Below are 15,379 nucleotides of genomic sequence, written 5' to 3'. Positions count from 1 at the left end.
GTGAGGGCGCTTTGCTTGCGAAGCACTGCTTCGCAAGCGCCCGAACGCACAGCCGCCAGCGGCTGGGCCGGGCCCCGGAGGGGTACTTGCAGCGTCCCCCGCAAGCGGACCCACCCCGCCATTCCCCAGGAAGCCCGCTTCGGCTGTTGCTCTGGATGCTGCCGTTGCCGTTGCCTCTGCGGGTGCCGGGCGCAGCCCGGCCGAAACCCGCGCTTTTGCCGCATAATCAGCACATGACCGACGACCGCATCATCGGCGCCGGCGCCACCCGCGAGGATGACGCCGCCGACGCCAGCATCCGCCCCAAGCGCCTTGCCGACTACCTCGGCCAGGTGCCGGTGCGCGAGCAGATGGAGATCTACATCCAGGCGGCCAAGGGGCGCGGCGACGCGCTCGACCACGTGCTGATCTTCGGGCCGCCCGGCCTGGGCAAGACCACCCTCAGCCATGTCATCGCCAACGAGCTGGGCGTGGCCCTGCGGGTCACCTCCGGCCCGGTGATCGAGAAGGCCGGCGACCTCGCCGCGCTGCTGACCAACCTGCAGCCGCACGATGTGCTGTTCATCGACGAGATCCATCGCCTGTCGCCGGTGGTGGAGGAAGTGCTGTACCCGGCGATGGAAGATTTCCAGATCGACATCATGATCGGCGAGGGCCCCGCCGCCCGCTCGATCAAGATCGACCTGCCGCCGTTCACCCTGATCGGTGCCACCACCCGTGCTGGCCTTCTGACCGCGCCGTTGCGCGACCGCTTCGGCATCGTCCAGCGCCTGGAGTTCTACAGTATCGAGGAGCTGACCCGGATCGTGCGCCGCTCGGCGGCCATCCTGGCCATCGACTGCACCGCCGATGGCGCCGGCGAGATCGCACGCCGCGCGCGTGGTACCCCGCGTATCGCCAACCGCCTGCTGCGCCGCGTGCGCGACTATGCGCAGGTGAAGGCCGGCGGCCACATCGACGAGGCCGTGGCCCAGGCCGCGATGAAGATGCTCAAGGTCGACCCGGAGGGCTTCGACGAGCTTGACCGGCGCCTGCTCAAGACCATGGTCGACTACTTCGACGGCGGTCCGGTCGGCATCGAATCGCTGGCGGCGGCGCTGTCTGAAGAGCGCGGCACGCTGGAAGACGTGGTCGAGCCGTACCTGATCCAGCAGGGCTTCCTGGTGCGCACCGCGCGTGGCCGCATGGCCACCCACAAGGCCTACCGGCACATGGGCCTGAAGCCGAAGAACCCGCCGCAGGACCTGTTCGCGGAGGTTCCCGATGTCGGTTGAGCCCCGATTCAGTTGGCCGACACGCATTTACTGGGAAGATACCGACGCAGGTGGCGTGGTCTACCACGCCCGCTACGTGGCCTTCATGGAACGGGCCCGGACCGAATGGATGCGTGCGCTGGGCTACGGCCAGGAGCGCATGCGCGCCGAGCACGGGATGGTCTTCGCGGTGCGCTCGATGCAGATGGATTTCATCAGGCCGGCACGGCTGGATGACACCCTGCAGGTGAGTGCCCGCCTGGTCCAGCTGAAGAAGGCCAGCATGGTCTTCGACCAGCAGATCCTGCGCGACGGCGAGCTGCTGCTGTCGGCGCAGGTCCGCATCGCCGCACTGGAAGCAGCCAGTTTCCGCCCGCGTGGCATGGACGAGGCCGTCCTTGCCGTGCTGCAACCCCACCTCCACCCCGAATCCGAACACTGAGGAACAACGGATGATCGCAACGCTCCTGGCCCTGCAGGCCACGGTCACCGAGGCACTGCCGGCCGACGTCAGCAATGCCGCGACACAGACCCTTGCCCAGGCCACCACTGGCGGCGGCATCAACTACCTCGAACTGATGGCCAAGGCCAGCCTGCCGGTGAAGATCATCGTGCTGCTGCTGCTGGTCGGCTCGTTCGTCAGCTGGGTGATCATTTTCCGCAAGGCCCGCGTGTTCAAGCAGGCCACCCGCGAAGCCGACGAGTTCGAGAACCGCTTCTGGTCCGGTGCGGACCTGGGCAAGCTGTACAGCTCGGCCACCGACCGCAGCCGCAATGTCGGCGGCCTGGAAGCCATCTTCGAAGCCGGCTTCCGCGAGTACACCCGCCTGCGCGACAAGCGCCGCCTGGACGGTCGTGCCCAGCTGGAAGGCGCACAGCGTGCCATGCGCACCACTTACACCCGCGAAGTGGACCAGCTTGAGCGCAACCTGGAACTGCTGGCCAACATCGGCTCGACCGCGCCTTACGTGGGCCTGGTCGGTACCGTGTTCGGCATCATGGTGACCATGCACGACATGATCAGCAGCGGTGCGCAGGCCGGCATCGCCGCCGTCGCGCCGGGCATCTCCGAGGCACTGTTCGCCACCGCCATCGGCCTGTTCGTGGCGATCCCGGCGGTGTGGGCCTACAACCGCTTCACCACGCGCGTGGAGCGCATGTCGGTGCGGTTCGAGACCTTCGCCGAAGAGTTCAGCTCCATCCTGCAGCGCCAGAGCGCTGGCGACGAGTAAGTGCCTGACCCGGGAGTCCAAGCCATGTCCGCTGCCATCGGTCGCCGCAAGCGCCGCAAGCTGAAATCGGAAATCAACGTCGTTCCCTACATCGACGTCATGCTGGTGCTGCTGATCATCTTCATGGTCACCGCACCGCTGCTCACCCTGAGCTTCGACGTCGACCTGCCGCAGTCCAACGCCAAGGCGCTGGAGAGCAAGCAGGATCCGGTGATCGTCTCGGTGCGCCAGGACGGCCAGCTCAGCCTGAAGCTGCCCGACGCCAAGGACCCGACCGCCGTGTCGGCCGAGGAACTGGAAGGCCGTCTGGCCGGCATCGCCGCCCAGGACAAGGGCGTGCGCGTGATCGTCGCCGCCGACCGCGCCGTGGCCTATGAAAAGGTCATTGCTGCAATGGATGTGATCAAGCGCGCCAAGGTAGACAAGGTAGGCCTGGCCACCGATGCACGCTGACGCCCTGCCACCCCCGCATCAGCGCGAACCCGGCTGGGGCCTGCCCCTGGCGCTGGCGTTGCTGGTGCACCTGCTGGTCGCGCTGGTGTTCATCGTGGCCTGGTTCTGGTCGCCCGAGCGCAACACCGATGCCGCCGCCGGCGACCCCTCGGTCGAGGCCAGCCTGGCGCTGTCCGCGTCCGAGGCCTCCGCCGCACGCCAGGCCCTGCGCCAGTCGGAAAAGCTGGAAGACCTGCCGCCGCCGGTGGCCGAGCCGATCCCGGTGCCGGAAGACACCATCCCGCCGCCGCAGCCGATTCCCGAGCCGCGCCCGCAGGACGCCCCCACGCCGCAGCAGCAACAGGCGCAGGAGCGTGTCGCGCAGCCGGACACCAAGGACCAGGAAGCGGTGAGCGCGCTGGCCATCTCGCAGGAGAAGGCCAAGCAGGAACAGGAAGCCAAGCGCCGCCAGGAACAGATCGACCTGACCGAACGCAAGCGCCAGGAAGAAGCGGAACAGAAGCTGCGCCTGGCCAAGCAGCAGGAAGCGGACGAAAAGAAGAAGCAGGCCGAGCAGGAGCGCGTGGCGGCTGACAAGGCCGAGGCCGAGAAGCAGAAGAAGATCGCCGAGATCCGTGCCCGCCGCGAGCAGGCCGAGAAGGAAGCCAAGCTGGCCGAGCAGAAGCTGCGCCAGGTGGCAGCCGCGCGCAATGCTGCCGGCAGTGCCGCTGCCGGTTCCAGCGGTGCCTCCCAGCCGGCCGCCGGTGGCGGTGGCAACAGCGATGATCTTTCTGCCAAGTACGCGGCCGCGATCCAGGCCAAGGTGCTGTCGCAGTGGGTGCGCCCGGATACGGTGCCGCTCGGCCAGCGTTGCCAGATCACCATCACCCAGATTCCGGGGGGCACGGTGATGCAGGCCAAGGTCAGCCCGAACTGCCCGTACGACGAGGCCGGCAAGCGTTCGATCGAGGCCGCCGTGCTCAACGCGCAGCCGCTGCCGTACCGCGGCTTCGAGTCTGTGTTCGCACGCACGCTCAACTTCACCTTTACTGCCCAGGATCGCTGAGGCGGGCAGGGCAAGGTGGCTCTCGGGTCACCTGCGCCCACGGATGTCGCGCTTGCCTCTGGCGGGCCCGGTTTCAGCCGGGCAGGCTGGGGGCTGCTGTGGAATACCACCCTGCGGGGCGGTGTGGCCGGGGCAGGCGGTGCGATGTTAGCCACGACGTTAACGGTGCGTGAGAGGACGGGCTGGAACTGACCCGGAATTCACGTACCCTTGGTTCATGATTGCGAAGCGGTTCACTCCCGCTTTGTTATCCCTCGTTCCGGTTTCCCCCTATTGAGCGCTCCATGAAAAAGATGCCTCGCTGGCTTGCCGTGTTTGCGGCCCTGTTGCTGCCCTTTGCTGCCGTCGCGCAGCAGAAGGGGCTGGATATCGACATCATCGGCGGCAATGCCTCCGCGCTGCCGATCACCATCGTGCCGATGCCCTACCAGGGTTCGGCGGCTGCACCGCAGACCGACGTCGCCGGCGTGGTCCGCGCCGACCTCGAGCGTTCGGGCCAGTTCCGCACGCTGCCGGAAGCACAGATCGTCGAAAAGCCCGTGCGGGGCGGCGACATCCAGTTCGCCACCTGGCGCGCGCTGAAGCAGAACTACATCGTGGTCGGCCGCGTGCTCGACGCCGGTGCCGGCGCCTACCGTGTCGAGTACGAACTGTTCGACGTACCGAAGGGCGAGCGCCTGCTGGGCCTGGCGATGACCGCCCGTGGCAACGCCATGCGTGACGTCGCCCACCAGATGGCCGATGCCATCTACGAGAAGATCACCGGTGTCCGTGGCGCCTTCTGGACCCGCATCGCCTACGTGACCGCCAGCGGCAAGGGCGACGCCATGCGCTACGCGCTGATGGTGGCCGACTCCGATGGCTACAACCCGCAGACCATCGTGCGTTCGGCCGAGCCGCTGCTGTCGCCGTCGTGGAGCCCGGATGGCAGCAAGCTGGCCTACGTCAGCTTCGAGCGTGGCAATTCGGCGATCTACATCCAGAACATCGGCACCGGCGCGCGCGAGCTGGTCACCAGCTTCCGTGGCATCAACAGCGCCCCGGCGTTCTCGCCGGACGGCCGCAAGCTGGCCCTGACCCTGTCGCGCTCGGGTAACCCGGAAATCTACGTGATGGACCTGGGCAGCAAGCAGCTGACCCAGCTGACCAACCACTTCGCCATCGATACCGAGCCGACCTGGGCACCGGACGGCAGCGCGGTGTACTTCACCTCCGACCGCGGCGGCCGTCCGCAGGTCTACAAGGTCGGTGCGGGCGGCGGCAGCGCCGAGCGCGTGACCTTCCAGGGCAACTACAATGCCAAGCCCTCGGTGTCCTACGATGGCAAGAAGATCGCCGTCGCCCAGGGCTCGGGCAACAGCTACAAGATCGCGATGATGGACAGCTCGCTGGGTTCGCCCCGCTGGAGCACGCTGTCCCCGGGTTCGCTGGATGAATCTCCGAGCTTTGCGCCCAACGCAAGCATGGTGTTGTACGCCGCCCGCGAGGGTGGCCGTGGTGTGCTGTACGCCGTTTCTGCCGATGCGCGCGTGCGCCAGCGGTTGGTTCTGGCTGACGGAGATGTGCGCGAACCGGCATGGTCCCCATACCGTACCCAGCGCTAAAAGAGTGTTAATATTTTCGCTGTCTTGAACCCCTCATCGGCCTAGGAGCCACAAAGGTATCGCCATGAACAAGTCCACCCGCGTTCTGCTTGTTTCCCTGCTGTCTGTGGCCGTCCTGGCCGGTTGCTCGAAGAAGGTGAAGGAAGAGCCGGCAGCCCCGGTTGACACCGGCACCTCGACCACCACCCCGACCGCTCCGTCGACCTCCGGCCTGTACGGCCCGGGCGACCTGGACACCGACGCTTGCCTGCGCCAGCGCGTTGTCTACTTCGACCTGGACAAGGAAGACGTGAAGCCGGAATTCCAGGCCATCATGGCGTGCCACGCCAAGTACCTGCGTGACCGTCCGTCCTCGCGCATCACCCTGCAGGGCCACACCGACGAGCGCGGTTCGCGCGCGTACAACCAGGCCCTGGGCGAGCGTCGTGGCAACGGCGTCAACTCGGCCCTGCAGGCCAACGGTGGCTCGGCTTCGCAGCTGACCGTCGTGTCCTACGGTGAAGAGCGTCCGGTCTGCACCGAGTCGAACGAGTCCTGCTGGTCGCAGAACCGTCGCGTCGAAATCGTCTACACCGCGCAGTAATCCATGCGTATTGGCATCAAACTGATGCTGGTCGTTGCGGCAGCCCTCGTGGCTGCCGCACCGGCGCATGCACAGCGACAGAGCCTGGCCGACCGCGTTGGCGCGATCGAGCAGCAGATGTACAACAACAGTGCCAACCAGGACCTGTTGAACCAGATCAATCAGCTGCGGCAGCAGGTCACCAGCCTGCAGGCCTCGATCGAGCAGTTGCAGCACGACAACGCCCAGCTCAAGCAGTCCGCCCAGGACCAGTACCTGGATCTGGACAGCCGCCTGAACCGGTTGGAAGGGGGCAATGCCGCCCCGGCCCTGCCGCCCGTTCCGGCGAGCGCGCCGAAGGCCGCCCCGGCCCCGGCAAAACCCGCAGCGGCGGCCACTTCCGAGCGGCCGCCTTCCGTCCATGGTGATGCCGGCAGCCTTGCCGCCACCGGCGACGAGCGCACCTCCTACAACGTCGCCTTCGATTCGCTGAAGGCCGGCAAGTACGATGATTCGGCGCAGCTGTTCCTGAGCTTCCTGCAGCTGTACCCGAACGGCGTCTACGCGCCGAACGCGCTGTACTGGCTGGGCGAGAGCTACTACGCCACCCGCAATTTCCCGATGGCCGAGACCCAGTTCCGTGAACTGCTCTCGCGCTATCCGACCCACGACAAGGCCGCTGGCGGCCTGCTCAAGGTCGGCCTCTCGCAGTATGGCGAGGGCAAGGTCGACCAGGCCCAGCAGACGCTGGAGACCGTCGTGGCGCAGTACCCTGGCTCGGACGCCGCGCGCACCGCGCAGGACCGCCTGCAGTCGATCCGCCTCGGCAAGCAGATCCGCTGATCCGCTGACCGGGCGTACAATACGTGTCCTGTAGAGCCGAGCCCACGCTCGGCTGCTTTCGTTTCCGGACCGGCAAACCCGCCCGGATCCGGTAGCGCCGGGCCACGCCCGGCGGCTTGCATTACCGGCTGGGCCACACCCGACCGGCTGCAGTTGTAGAGCCGAGCCATGCTCGGCTGCTTTCGTTACCGGCCACGGTAGCCCACCCGCCACGTGTCCCACCAAGAAGTCCTCGCCATGACCGCCGTTACCTCGTCCAGCGCCGCCGCCACGCCCAGTGAGATCGTGCAGTCGCCCCTGCCACGCCTGAAGATCACCGAGATCTTCACCTCGCTGCAGGGCGAAGCCGATACCGCCGGCTGGCCGACCGTGTTCGTGCGCCTGACCGGCTGCCCGCTGCGTTGCCAGTACTGCGACACCGCCTATGCCTTCCATGGCGGCACCTGGTGGGACATCGACGACATCGTGGCCGAGGTGCTGGCCCAGGGCGTGCGCCACGTCTGCGTGACCGGTGGCGAGCCGCTGGCACAGAAGCGCTGCCTGGTACTGCTGCAGAAGCTGTGCGACGCCGGCATGGATGTCTCGCTGGAAACCTCCGGTGCGCTGGATGTCAGCGCCGTGGACCCCCGGGTATCGCGCGTGGTCGACATCAAGACCCCGGGGTCGGCCGAAGTGGCGCGCAACCGCTGGGACAACCTGCCGTTGCTGACCGCCCGCGACCAGATCAAGTTCGTCATCTGCAGCCGCGAGGATTACGACTGGGCCAAGTCCCTGTTGGCCGAGCACGATCTGGTGAAGCGTTGCACCGTGTTCTTCTCGCCGAGCAAGGGTGAGATCACCGCGCGCCAGCTGGCCGACTGGATCGTCGAGGACCGGCTGCCGGTGCGCTTCCAGATGCAGTTGCATAAAATCCTGTGGAACGACGAGCCGGGCCGATGAGCCCAGGCAGCGTTCCCTGATGTAGCTCCGGCGCGGGACAGCGTGCTGGCTTTCCCCTCCCAACCGGATGTTTTACCCATGAAGAAGGCAGTCGTGCTTCTCTCCGGCGGCATGGATTCAGCCGCCGTCATCGCCATGGCCCAGGAACAGGGCTTCGCCGTGCATGCCCTGAGCGTGCGCTACGGCCAGCGCCACACCTCCGAACTGGATGCCGCCGCCCGCGTGGCCAAGGCCCAGGGCGTTATCGCGCACAAGACCGTGGACGTGGACCTGCGCAGCATCGGCGGCTCGGCGTTGACCGACGACATCGACGTGCCCGAGGCCGGCGGTGCCGGCATTCCAGTGACCTACGTGCCGGCGCGCAACACCATCATGCTGTCGCTGGCGTTGGGCTGGGCCGAAGTGCTCGGCGCCAACGACATCTTCTGCGGCGTCAACGCCGTGGACTACTCCGGCTACCCGGACTGCCGTCCCGAGTTCGTGGCCGCGTTCCAGGCGCTGGCCAACCTGGCCACCAAGTCGGGCGTGGAAGGCGCGGGCATCAAGGTGCACGCACCGCTGCAGTTCCTCAGCAAGGGCCAGATCGTCAGCGAAGGCGTGCGCCTGGGCGTGGACTTCGGCCTGACCGTGTCCTGCTACAACGCCGACGCCAACGGCGCCGCCTGCGGCCACTGCGATGCCTGCCGCCTGCGCGCGCAGGGCTTTGCCGAAGCCGGCGTGCCCGACCCCACGCTGTACGCCTGAGGTAACGGGGGGCTGATGGCCCCAATGGTGGGTGCCAACCTTGGTTGGCACCGTGCGCCGGGCACGGCCCGGCGCTACCGCTGCTGCAACCACCCCGACGCGTCAATAAACGCCCGCACCGCCTCCGGATCGGCATAGTCCAGTTCGATCATCCGCGCGATCCCCGCCTTCTCATCAGCCTGTTGTCGCATGTACCCCTGCGCGATGCGATACCCGGCGTAATAGCCCACATCACTCACCCCGAACGGATTGCGGGCGCTGTTGTAGAGCCAGTTGTCGAGATTTTCCCCGTTCATCTCAGCAATGAAGCGTGTGCGGATTTCCGCTTCGTGTGTTGCGCCGTAGTCGTAGAAGGATAATGCCGGCCGGCGCCCACTCAGTCGCTCCGCCACATACTCGGCCACACCCTCGCGCACCGCGTACTGGGCCAGGCTGCCGGTGGTCTCGCGCTGCTGCGTATGCACGTACTCGTGCAGGTTGTTCTGCGCGTTGTTCGCCCCCGGACGGCTGTCGTAGAAGATCCGCAGGCGGCTGCGCATCGGCTCCGGCAGCTCGCTCACGTCCACGCGCTCATCGCCCAGCGCCATCTCCGCTCCGATCAGCACCTTGTCACCCAGCGTCGTGCCGCCGGTACGCAGAACACCGACCGCATAGGTGATGGTGGCAGGGCGCAGGGCGGGGTAGAGCGTACGGAAGGCAGTCAGGTCCCGTTCCAGTGTGGCGCTGGCCTGCTGCGCGTTGGCGGTCAATGGCCGTACCGACGTCCAGAAGCGCGGCCACGTACGCATGGCCGTGGCGTATTCGCGGGCGGTGTAGTTGCGCACCTGCATCAGCGCATGCAGGCCGGGGCTGCCTGGATCGATGTAGCGCTCCTGCACCAATGCGACCTGGCGTTCAACGTCGGGCTCGGTGCGCACGGCGTCATAGGTAGCCCAGAAGCGGCCGATATCATCAGTGACGACCTGGGGCGGGGCGGCCAGTGCTGCGCAGGGCACAAGCAGGGCGGCAATGAGGCAGAAGGGCAGGCGCATCCGTGGCTCCGGGGAAGGATCACAGATGGGATGCGACGGAGGCCCGGAAGGTTTAAGCCGGCGGCCCAGATCGGGGTAGTGCCGGCCGCTGGCCGGCAACCTCGACGCACCAGGGTTTCACCCGGCCCGGCAAAGTAGGGTAGAATGCCCACCCCGCCGAAAGGCTGGGGCAGTGCAATGGGCCGTTAGCTCAGTCGGTAGAGCAGAAGACTTTTAATCTTTTGGTCGAAGGTTCGAATCCTTCACGGCCCACCATTGCATCCAATGACCCAGGTCATTCAGAAAGGCACCGCAATGCGGTGCCTTTTTTGTGGCGCTCGTCCAGGTCAACTACTTCGTCCGCGCATTCTTCGCTTTAGCCGCCGCCGCGTCGGCAGCCTCCTGTGCGGCCGTTGCTGCCGCATTCGCAGAACGTGCCGCCTCCGCTCTTGCCGCCTCGAAATAGGTGAGCCGCTGCAGACTGGTTCTGCGTTCCAGTTCCATTGCTGCGGCGAAGCTCTCCGGATGCTTTGCAGCACAGGCCTCCTGCACCAGTTGCACGGCACGATCAGACAGCCCGGGCTGGATGTTGCCGAGCAGGCAATCGGCATACGGTACGGGCGCGGCCGGGCTGGCGGCCAGCGCGGCGATGAGCACGGCACTCAACATGCAAACCTCCTTGTAGGTTTCGAAGGGACTGGCGACCAGCCCGTCCCAAGTATGGACCGGTTCTGGGTACAACGGCGGGTACGCCGGCCGGATATCCCGGCACACCCATTCCGCCAGCCTGCGGCAGGCAAAGAACAACCCATCGCCCCCCCTTCATCCAGATGGCAGTCGGGCGTGGCCATCGACCGGCAGCGCTCAGCGGCGTGCAGCATTTCCGCCACGGTCAGCATGCCAACGGCGGCACGCTTCTCGCGTGCCATCGCGGATGCGCTTGAGGCATCCCCAGAATGCGCATCCACGCATGGCGTGGATCTACTTTCGCCTGAGGACAATCGCTGCGATGACGGCTGCGATGCCGACCGGGATCAGGACGACCGCCAGAAGAATGATCCAGTGCCAAATGCTGAAGCCCCCCATGTCCCAACTCCTTGTAGGAAACGACGAATGCTAGCAAACGCGATTGCAGTCATTTCCCGATATAGTTCAAGCATCGCGCAGCGCCATAGCATACGTGCAGGCATGCCGAATCGGCCGACGCCTTGGCCTTGGCGTTATGCTCGGCACTTTCCCAGGATGGGCCGCTCCATGCGCTTGATCGTGCTGTCGCTGTTGTTGTCCGCTGTCTCCGCCGCGCCGTTGATGGCCGCCGAGCCGGCGCCGTCCGCACAGGCCGCCGCCGCAACCCCGCTGGTCATCGGCGAGACCTTCACCATTGAATCGAAGGCGCTGGGCGAAACCCGCCGCATCAATGTCTACCGCCCGCAGCCGTGGGGCCTGGACCCGAAGGCACCATTGCCGGTGCTGTACATGGCCGATGGCGGCATCGGCGAGGACTTCCTGCATGTGGCAGGGCTGGTGCAGGTGCTGAGCGGCAACGGCAGCATGCGTCCGTTCCTGCTGGTAGGCATCGAGAACACCGAGCGCCGCCGCGACATGACGGGCCCCAGCAGCGACCCGCAAGACCAGAAGATCGCGCCCCGCATCGGCGGTTCAGCGGCCTACCGCAGCTTCCTGCGCGATGAACTGATGCCGCAGGTGCGCCAACGCTACCCGACCACCGACGAGCGCGCGCTGATCGGTGAATCGCTGGCCGGCTTGTTCGTGGTCGAGACGTTGCTGCAGGAGCCGACACTGTTCAACAGCTACATCGCGCTGGACCCCAGCCTGTGGTGGAACCGGGGCACGATGTTGGCCGCTGCGGCCAAGCAGTTGCCGGCGGTGACGCGTGCGCAGCCGCGCGTGTTCCTGGCCAGCAGTGGGCAGCCGGAGCTGGCTGCGTCCGCCGCGCAGTTGGCCACGCTGCTGCAGCAGGCGTCGCCGTCGCCGCTGGTGAAGTACCTGCCGCTGCCGGAGGAAACCCACGCCACGATCTATCACCCAGCCGCCTTGCAGGCGCTGCGCACGCTGTTCCCGGCACCGCCGCCGGCGTCGCCCTGATCCGGCGTGGCACTGCACCGCACGACGTGTGAGGATGCGGTAGCGGCGCCACCTGAGGGCGTCGCCCGCAACGGGAGAGCGTGGATGCAGCGTGTGCGTGGATGGAGTGTGGCGGCCTGCCTGGCCGTGAGTGGCTGTGCGATGTCGGTGGCACCACCGGGCAACGCAGAGTGAAGTGAAGGAGGGCGCGGCAGCCGCTGCGCCAGGCGTGGTGCTGCCGGATACGGAAGCGTTGCGCATACATGACCCCGTGGGCCGCGACTATCCGATCTGGGTGGCGCTGCCGGCCGACTATGCGGCGCATCCGGAAAAGCACTATCCGGTGCTGTACGTGACCGATGCGCTGTACAGCTTCCCGCTGGTGCGCAGCGTGCGCAATCTGGTGGGGCAGCAGGGCGTCAACATCGAGGATTTCATCCTGGTCGGTCTGCCGCCGCAGGAAGGCCTGACTTCAAAGCAGAGCCGCTCGCGCGACTACACGCCCAGCAATCCGGCGCGCACGGTCGATGGCTATTACAGTGATGACGTCACCTACGGCGGTGCCGCGCACTACCGTGATTTCCTGGCGACACAGGTGCTGCCGATGGTCGATGCGCGTTATCGCACCGATCCCGCCCGGCGCATGTTCGCGGGTCATTCCTATGGCGCGCTGTTCGGCGCCTATGTGCTGACCACACAACCGGACATGTTCAGCACCTACATCCTGTCCAGTCCTTCGCTGTGGTTCGACCAGCTTCTGCTGCCGCGCATGCAGGATGCCGCTGTGGTTCCGGCTCAGCCTACGCGCGTGCTGCTGTCGGTGGGTAGCTACGAGACGGACAAGCCAGGGCCACGTTATTCCACCGGCAACGACATGCTGAGGCAGGCCGCGGACTTCACTGCCCAGCTGAAGCGCACGGGGCGCAAGTTGAAGGTGGACAACGTGGTGATTGACGGCGAGGACCATCTCACGGTCTACCCGCGGGTGATCACTCGCGCACTGCTGGAGGTGATGCCGGGTGAAGGGCCGTACACCGGCGGTTGATAGGGGGGCTGCATCCACGCATGGCGTGGATCTACCGGTGGTGTTGACGCGGATCCATGCCGAAGAGAAACGGAATCAGTAGATCCACGCCAGGCGTGGATGATTGCCTCAGGCCGCGCTGGCCTGCGGCGGCGGTATCAAGGTGGCATCTGCTGCATGGCGGAAACAAAGGCGGATGGCATCGAGCAGTTCGCTCATGCTGTACGGCTTGGGCAGGAAGTGGATGCCGGCGCGCAGCTGCGGCAGCACGCGGTGCTGGTCCATGCCGGAGGTGACCAGGATCGGCAGCTGCGGCAGGTGCTCACGCACGCGGTTGGCGGTTTCGATGCCGCTGATGCCGCCCAGGCAGACGTCGGTGAACAGCAGGTCGAACGGTTCACCGGCGTTGAGCAGGCCCAGCGCGGCCTCGGCGCTGCTGACAGCGGTGACCTGGCAGGCCTGGCTTTCCAGGGCGAGGCGACTGAGTTCCTGGGTTTCCTCGGCGTCCTCGATCAGCAGGACGCGTGGTTCCACAAAGCGCTTGGACAGCAACATGACGCGGCAACTCCGGACAACAGGGGGAGCGAAAGGCGCGCAAGTATGCGCAAGCCGGTAGTGAGCCCGGCGTGCACGGCAAGCTAAGTGGGCGTTACAGTCGCCCGCGCCGCTGGCGGCGCACGTGCCAGGCCAGCACCAGCACCGCCAGCAGGGCCGTGCCGATGCGCAGGCTGGTGGCCTGCCAGCCGAGCGCGACGGCGTCATCAAGGCTGAACACATTCCAGGCCAGGTTCATCGAAACGTGCAGGACCAGGCCGCACCACAGGGTGTCACCGTCGAGGTGGTCGAGCCAGGCGAAGATGAAGCCGCCGAGGGCGATTACCGCGCCGACGAACAGCGCGATGCCGCCACCGTCGAACCCACCGAAGCCCAGCCAGTGCACCATGCCGAACAGCAGCGCCTGCGGCAGCGCGAGCAGCGGCCACGGACCACGCACGATCTTCACCAGCAGCACGAAGCCCAGGCCGCGGAACAGCACTTCCTCGGCCAGTGGGAACAGCACGGCCAGCATGGTGGCGTCCAGCGCGGTCAGCGCGGTGTTCGGGGTGCCGAGCATCGCCAGGCCCAGCCAGCACGGCAGGCTGGCCAGTAACACCCACATCGGGCCGCCCCAACCATTCCCGCGCAGCCCGAGGCTGCCCAGCAGGCCCATGCCACGGGGCCGCAGCAGCGTGGCCAGCAGTAGTGCCACCAGCACCGCCAGCGCGTTGTCCAGCAGGCTGCCGCCGTAGGGTATGGGCAGGGCGGGAATCGGAGTCCCTGCGGCCGCAGCGATATCGCGCAGGTTCAGGCCCAGGCCAACGCCCAGCAGGACCAGCAGCAGGCGCGCGGCGGTGGGCAGGCGGGACAACGCGGTCATGTACGCACTCCCTGCGGAACAGGGGCCCAGTGTGTGCGACTGCCGCCGCATCGGCACGCGTCGGAAGTCCCTGTGCCATCGGTCATGCGTTGCCGCACAGTCATCACCGCACAGGTACAGTCGATGCAGGACCGACAGGAGCAATGCCGATGCTGTGCCCCGTGTGCAAGACCCAGACCCTGCAGATGGCCGAACGCCATGGCATCGAGATCGACTATTGCCCCGGCTGCCGGGGCGTGTGGTTGGATCGTGGTGAACTGGACAAGATCATCGAGCGTGCCGGTGCCGGTGCCGGTGCCGGTGCCGGTGCGGCCGTGCCGCCGCCCGCGCCTGTACAGCAGCATCCGGCATCCTCTCCGCCGCCGGTGATGCACCGTGATACCCGCCACTTGGGCCAGCGCTACGAGGACAATCGGGGCCACGGATACAAGAAAAAGAAGAAGGACAGCTTCCTGTCGGAGCTGTTCGACTTCTAGGCGCTGTAGAGTCGAGCTTGCTCGACTGGCTCTTGTTACCAATAGTCGAGCAAGCTCGACTCTACGGATCAGGTGCAGTCGAGCATGGCTCGACTCTATATGGAGCGCGTGATCACGGCCGCCGCAGGATGAACTCGCGGTCGTGGGTGTCGCCGACGATGAAGTCGTACTCGCCAACCTTGCTGCAGCCGTAACGCGCATAGAAGCGCTGTGCACCGAAATTCTCTTCCCACACGCCCACCCACAGGGTGCGGCGCTGCGGCTGGTCCAGCCAGGCCATGAACGCGTCCATCAGGCGTGCACCGTGGCCGTCGTTCTGGTGTGCGGCCAGGATGTAGAACCGCTTCAGTTCGATGTCGCCGTCGCGTGCATCCGTGTGCGGCAGGGTGTTGGCACCGGCGGCCAGATAGCCGACCACGGCGTCACCGTCCATCAACAGCCAGATGGCACTGCGTGGATCGGACAGTTCGATGCGCTGCGGCTCGCTGCTGTAGTGCGCCTGCAGGAAATCGTGCAGCTCCTGCGGCGGATAGGAATCGCCCCAGGTTTCGTTGTAGGTGGCAATCGCGATGGCCGACAGCGCGTCGACGTCGGCAAGGGTGGCGCGGCGGATCTGCAACGACATGGCGGTGCCTGCATTGGAACGTGGCGCAGTGTAGCCGGCCCCGGCGGCTGCCGGGGCTGGCCATTGC

17 protein-coding genes, 1 tRNA gene and 1 pseudogene are annotated in these 15,379 nt (G+C 66.5%); 14 read left to right on the top strand and 5 right to left on the bottom strand.

Features of this window, described 5'->3' with window-relative positions:
- The first annotated feature begins 233 nt into the window (after positions 1-233).
- From ruvB to queC, 10 genes are all read left to right on the top strand, one after another.
- The gene (gene ruvB / locus ACMZ91_RS20840; RefSeq protein ID WP_049463253.1) at positions 234-1,274 is read left to right on the top strand and encodes a Holliday junction branch migration DNA helicase RuvB; all 1,041 of its coding nucleotides are present in this window, start codon (positions 234-236) and stop codon (positions 1,272-1,274) included.
- Positions 1,264-1,695, top strand: a complete 432-nt coding sequence (gene ybgC / locus ACMZ91_RS20835) for a tol-pal system-associated acyl-CoA thioesterase (protein ID WP_010481597.1) — start codon at positions 1,264-1,266, stop codon at positions 1,693-1,695. The genes ruvB and ybgC overlap by 11 nt, the downstream gene beginning before the upstream one ends.
- Positions 1,696-1,705: 10 nt before the next feature.
- Positions 1,706-2,485 (top strand): protein TolQ, encoded by a 780-nt coding sequence (gene tolQ, locus ACMZ91_RS20830; protein ID WP_006438802.1) that lies wholly within the window; start codon positions 1,706-1,708, stop codon positions 2,483-2,485.
- Positions 2,486-2,509: 24 nt separating this feature from the next.
- Entirely contained in the window at positions 2,510-2,938 is a 429-nt protein-coding gene (tolR, locus tag ACMZ91_RS20825) for a protein TolR (protein ID WP_049400778.1), read from the top strand.
- Positions 2,928-3,983, top strand: a complete 1,056-nt coding sequence (tolA, locus tag ACMZ91_RS20820; protein WP_005410750.1) for a cell envelope integrity protein TolA — start codon at positions 2,928-2,930, stop codon at positions 3,981-3,983. The genes tolR and tolA overlap by 11 nt, the downstream gene beginning before the upstream one ends.
- A 284-nt stretch (positions 3,984-4,267) precedes the next feature.
- Positions 4,268-5,587: a Tol-Pal system beta propeller repeat protein TolB gene (gene tolB / locus ACMZ91_RS20815; RefSeq protein ID WP_032128528.1), complete on the top strand. Its 1,320-nt coding sequence runs from the start codon at positions 4,268-4,270 to the stop codon at positions 5,585-5,587.
- Between the two features lie 64 nt (positions 5,588-5,651).
- Entirely contained in the window at positions 5,652-6,170 is a 519-nt protein-coding gene (pal, locus tag ACMZ91_RS20810) for a peptidoglycan-associated lipoprotein Pal (protein ID WP_032128527.1), read from the top strand.
- 3 nt (positions 6,171-6,173) lie between these two features.
- Complete coding sequence (gene ybgF, locus ACMZ91_RS20805; RefSeq protein ID WP_010481611.1) at positions 6,174-6,992, top strand: tol-pal system protein YbgF; 819 nt, start codon at positions 6,174-6,176, stop codon at positions 6,990-6,992.
- A 237-nt stretch (positions 6,993-7,229) separates the two neighbouring features.
- Entirely contained in the window at positions 7,230-7,931 is a 702-nt protein-coding gene (gene queE, locus ACMZ91_RS20800) for a 7-carboxy-7-deazaguanine synthase QueE (protein ID WP_049463254.1), read from the top strand.
- Between the two features lie 78 nt (positions 7,932-8,009).
- Entirely contained in the window at positions 8,010-8,675 is a 666-nt protein-coding gene (gene queC, locus ACMZ91_RS20795) for a 7-cyano-7-deazaguanine synthase QueC (RefSeq protein WP_126929637.1), read from the top strand.
- Positions 8,676-8,749: 74 nt separating this feature from the next.
- On the opposite strand, the gene ACMZ91_RS20790 is transcribed toward queC, so the two are convergent.
- A complete protein-coding gene (locus ACMZ91_RS20790; RefSeq protein WP_414577338.1) occupies positions 8,750-9,706 on the bottom strand; it encodes a DUF2268 domain-containing putative Zn-dependent protease in 957 nt (318 codons plus the stop codon).
- Between the two features lie 179 nt (positions 9,707-9,885).
- On the opposite strand from ACMZ91_RS20790, the gene ACMZ91_RS20785 reads away from it, so the two are divergent.
- A tRNA-Lys gene (locus ACMZ91_RS20785) sits at positions 9,886-9,961 on the top strand.
- A gap of 75 nt (positions 9,962-10,036) precedes the next feature.
- Here the strand turns inward: ACMZ91_RS20785 and ACMZ91_RS20780 are convergent.
- On the bottom strand, positions 10,037-10,354 hold the full coding sequence (locus ACMZ91_RS20780; RefSeq protein ID WP_049463266.1) for a hypothetical protein: 318 nt from the start codon (positions 10,352-10,354) through the stop codon (positions 10,037-10,039).
- 585 nt (positions 10,355-10,939) lie between these two features.
- Between ACMZ91_RS20780 and ACMZ91_RS20775 the strand changes: the two genes are divergently transcribed.
- Positions 10,940-11,791, top strand: a complete 852-nt coding sequence (locus ACMZ91_RS20775) for an alpha/beta hydrolase (RefSeq protein ID WP_049463257.1) — start codon at positions 10,940-10,942, stop codon at positions 11,789-11,791.
- An 84-nt stretch (positions 11,792-11,875) separates the two neighbouring features.
- A pseudogene (locus tag ACMZ91_RS20770) lies at positions 11,876-12,815 on the top strand (alpha/beta hydrolase).
- A 108-nt stretch (positions 12,816-12,923) separates the two neighbouring features.
- Here ACMZ91_RS20770 and ACMZ91_RS20765 read toward each other — a convergent pair.
- Both ACMZ91_RS20765 and ACMZ91_RS20760 read right to left on the bottom strand, forming a co-directional pair.
- Complete coding sequence (locus ACMZ91_RS20765) at positions 12,924-13,349, bottom strand: response regulator (protein WP_049400506.1); 426 nt, start codon at positions 13,347-13,349, stop codon at positions 12,924-12,926.
- A gap of 94 nt (positions 13,350-13,443) precedes the next feature.
- Positions 13,444-14,211, bottom strand: a complete 768-nt coding sequence (locus tag ACMZ91_RS20760) for a CPBP family glutamic-type intramembrane protease (RefSeq protein ID WP_149908701.1) — start codon at positions 14,209-14,211, stop codon at positions 13,444-13,446.
- A gap of 149 nt (positions 14,212-14,360) precedes the next feature.
- Between ACMZ91_RS20760 and ACMZ91_RS20755 the strand changes: the two genes are divergently transcribed.
- Positions 14,361-14,687 carry a TFIIB-type zinc ribbon-containing protein gene (locus tag ACMZ91_RS20755; RefSeq protein ID WP_277778882.1) on the top strand — a complete coding sequence of 109 codons (327 nt, stop codon included), beginning with the start codon at positions 14,361-14,363 and terminating at the stop codon, positions 14,685-14,687.
- Between the two features lie 112 nt (positions 14,688-14,799).
- On the opposite strand, the gene ACMZ91_RS20750 is transcribed toward ACMZ91_RS20755, so the two are convergent.
- On the bottom strand, positions 14,800-15,312 hold the full coding sequence (locus tag ACMZ91_RS20750; protein WP_149908700.1) for a GNAT family N-acetyltransferase: 513 nt from the start codon (positions 15,310-15,312) through the stop codon (positions 14,800-14,802).
- Positions 15,313-15,379 lie beyond the last annotated feature (67 nt).

The organism is Stenotrophomonas sp. FR024 (assembly GCF_047500745.2).
In the GTDB taxonomy this organism is placed as follows: domain Bacteria; phylum Pseudomonadota; class Gammaproteobacteria; order Xanthomonadales; family Xanthomonadaceae; genus Stenotrophomonas; species Stenotrophomonas maltophilia_A.
The sequence above is the reverse complement of the archived record's forward strand: the minus strand, read 5'-3'. Positions and strand labels throughout refer to the sequence as shown.

What these genes read in the sequence shown, in the direction of transcription:
- ruvB (WP_049463253.1), top strand. Translation starts at nt 234, where the DNA reads ATGACCGACGACCGCATCATCGGCGCCGGCGCCACCCGCGAGGATGAC.
- ybgC (WP_010481597.1), top strand. Translation starts at nt 1,264, where the DNA reads ATGTCGGTTGAGCCCCGATTCAGTTGGCCGACACGCATTTACTGGGAA.
- tolQ (WP_006438802.1), top strand. Translation starts at nt 1,706, where the DNA reads ATGATCGCAACGCTCCTGGCCCTGCAGGCCACGGTCACCGAGGCACTG.
- tolR (WP_049400778.1), top strand. Translation starts at nt 2,510, where the DNA reads ATGTCCGCTGCCATCGGTCGCCGCAAGCGCCGCAAGCTGAAATCGGAA.
- tolA (WP_005410750.1), top strand. Translation starts at nt 2,928, where the DNA reads ATGCACGCTGACGCCCTGCCACCCCCGCATCAGCGCGAACCCGGCTGG.
- tolB (WP_032128528.1), top strand. Translation starts at nt 4,268, where the DNA reads ATGAAAAAGATGCCTCGCTGGCTTGCCGTGTTTGCGGCCCTGTTGCTG.
- pal (WP_032128527.1), top strand. Translation starts at nt 5,652, where the DNA reads ATGAACAAGTCCACCCGCGTTCTGCTTGTTTCCCTGCTGTCTGTGGCC.
- ybgF (WP_010481611.1), top strand. Translation starts at nt 6,174, where the DNA reads ATGCGTATTGGCATCAAACTGATGCTGGTCGTTGCGGCAGCCCTCGTG.
- queE (WP_049463254.1), top strand. Translation starts at nt 7,230, where the DNA reads ATGACCGCCGTTACCTCGTCCAGCGCCGCCGCCACGCCCAGTGAGATC.
- queC (WP_126929637.1), top strand. Translation starts at nt 8,010, where the DNA reads ATGAAGAAGGCAGTCGTGCTTCTCTCCGGCGGCATGGATTCAGCCGCC.
- ACMZ91_RS20790 (WP_414577338.1), bottom strand. Translation starts at nt 9,706, where the DNA reads ATGCGCCTGCCCTTCTGCCTCATTGCCGCCCTGCTTGTGCCCTGCGCA.
- ACMZ91_RS20780 (WP_049463266.1), bottom strand. Translation starts at nt 10,354, where the DNA reads ATGTTGAGTGCCGTGCTCATCGCCGCGCTGGCCGCCAGCCCGGCCGCG.
- ACMZ91_RS20775 (WP_049463257.1), top strand. Translation starts at nt 10,940, where the DNA reads ATGCGCTTGATCGTGCTGTCGCTGTTGTTGTCCGCTGTCTCCGCCGCG.
- ACMZ91_RS20765 (WP_049400506.1), bottom strand. Translation starts at nt 13,349, where the DNA reads ATGTTGCTGTCCAAGCGCTTTGTGGAACCACGCGTCCTGCTGATCGAG.
- ACMZ91_RS20760 (WP_149908701.1), bottom strand. Translation starts at nt 14,211, where the DNA reads ATGACCGCGTTGTCCCGCCTGCCCACCGCCGCGCGCCTGCTGCTGGTC.
- ACMZ91_RS20755 (WP_277778882.1), top strand. Translation starts at nt 14,361, where the DNA reads ATGCTGTGCCCCGTGTGCAAGACCCAGACCCTGCAGATGGCCGAACGC.
- ACMZ91_RS20750 (WP_149908700.1), bottom strand. Translation starts at nt 15,312, where the DNA reads ATGTCGTTGCAGATCCGCCGCGCCACCCTTGCCGACGTCGACGCGCTG.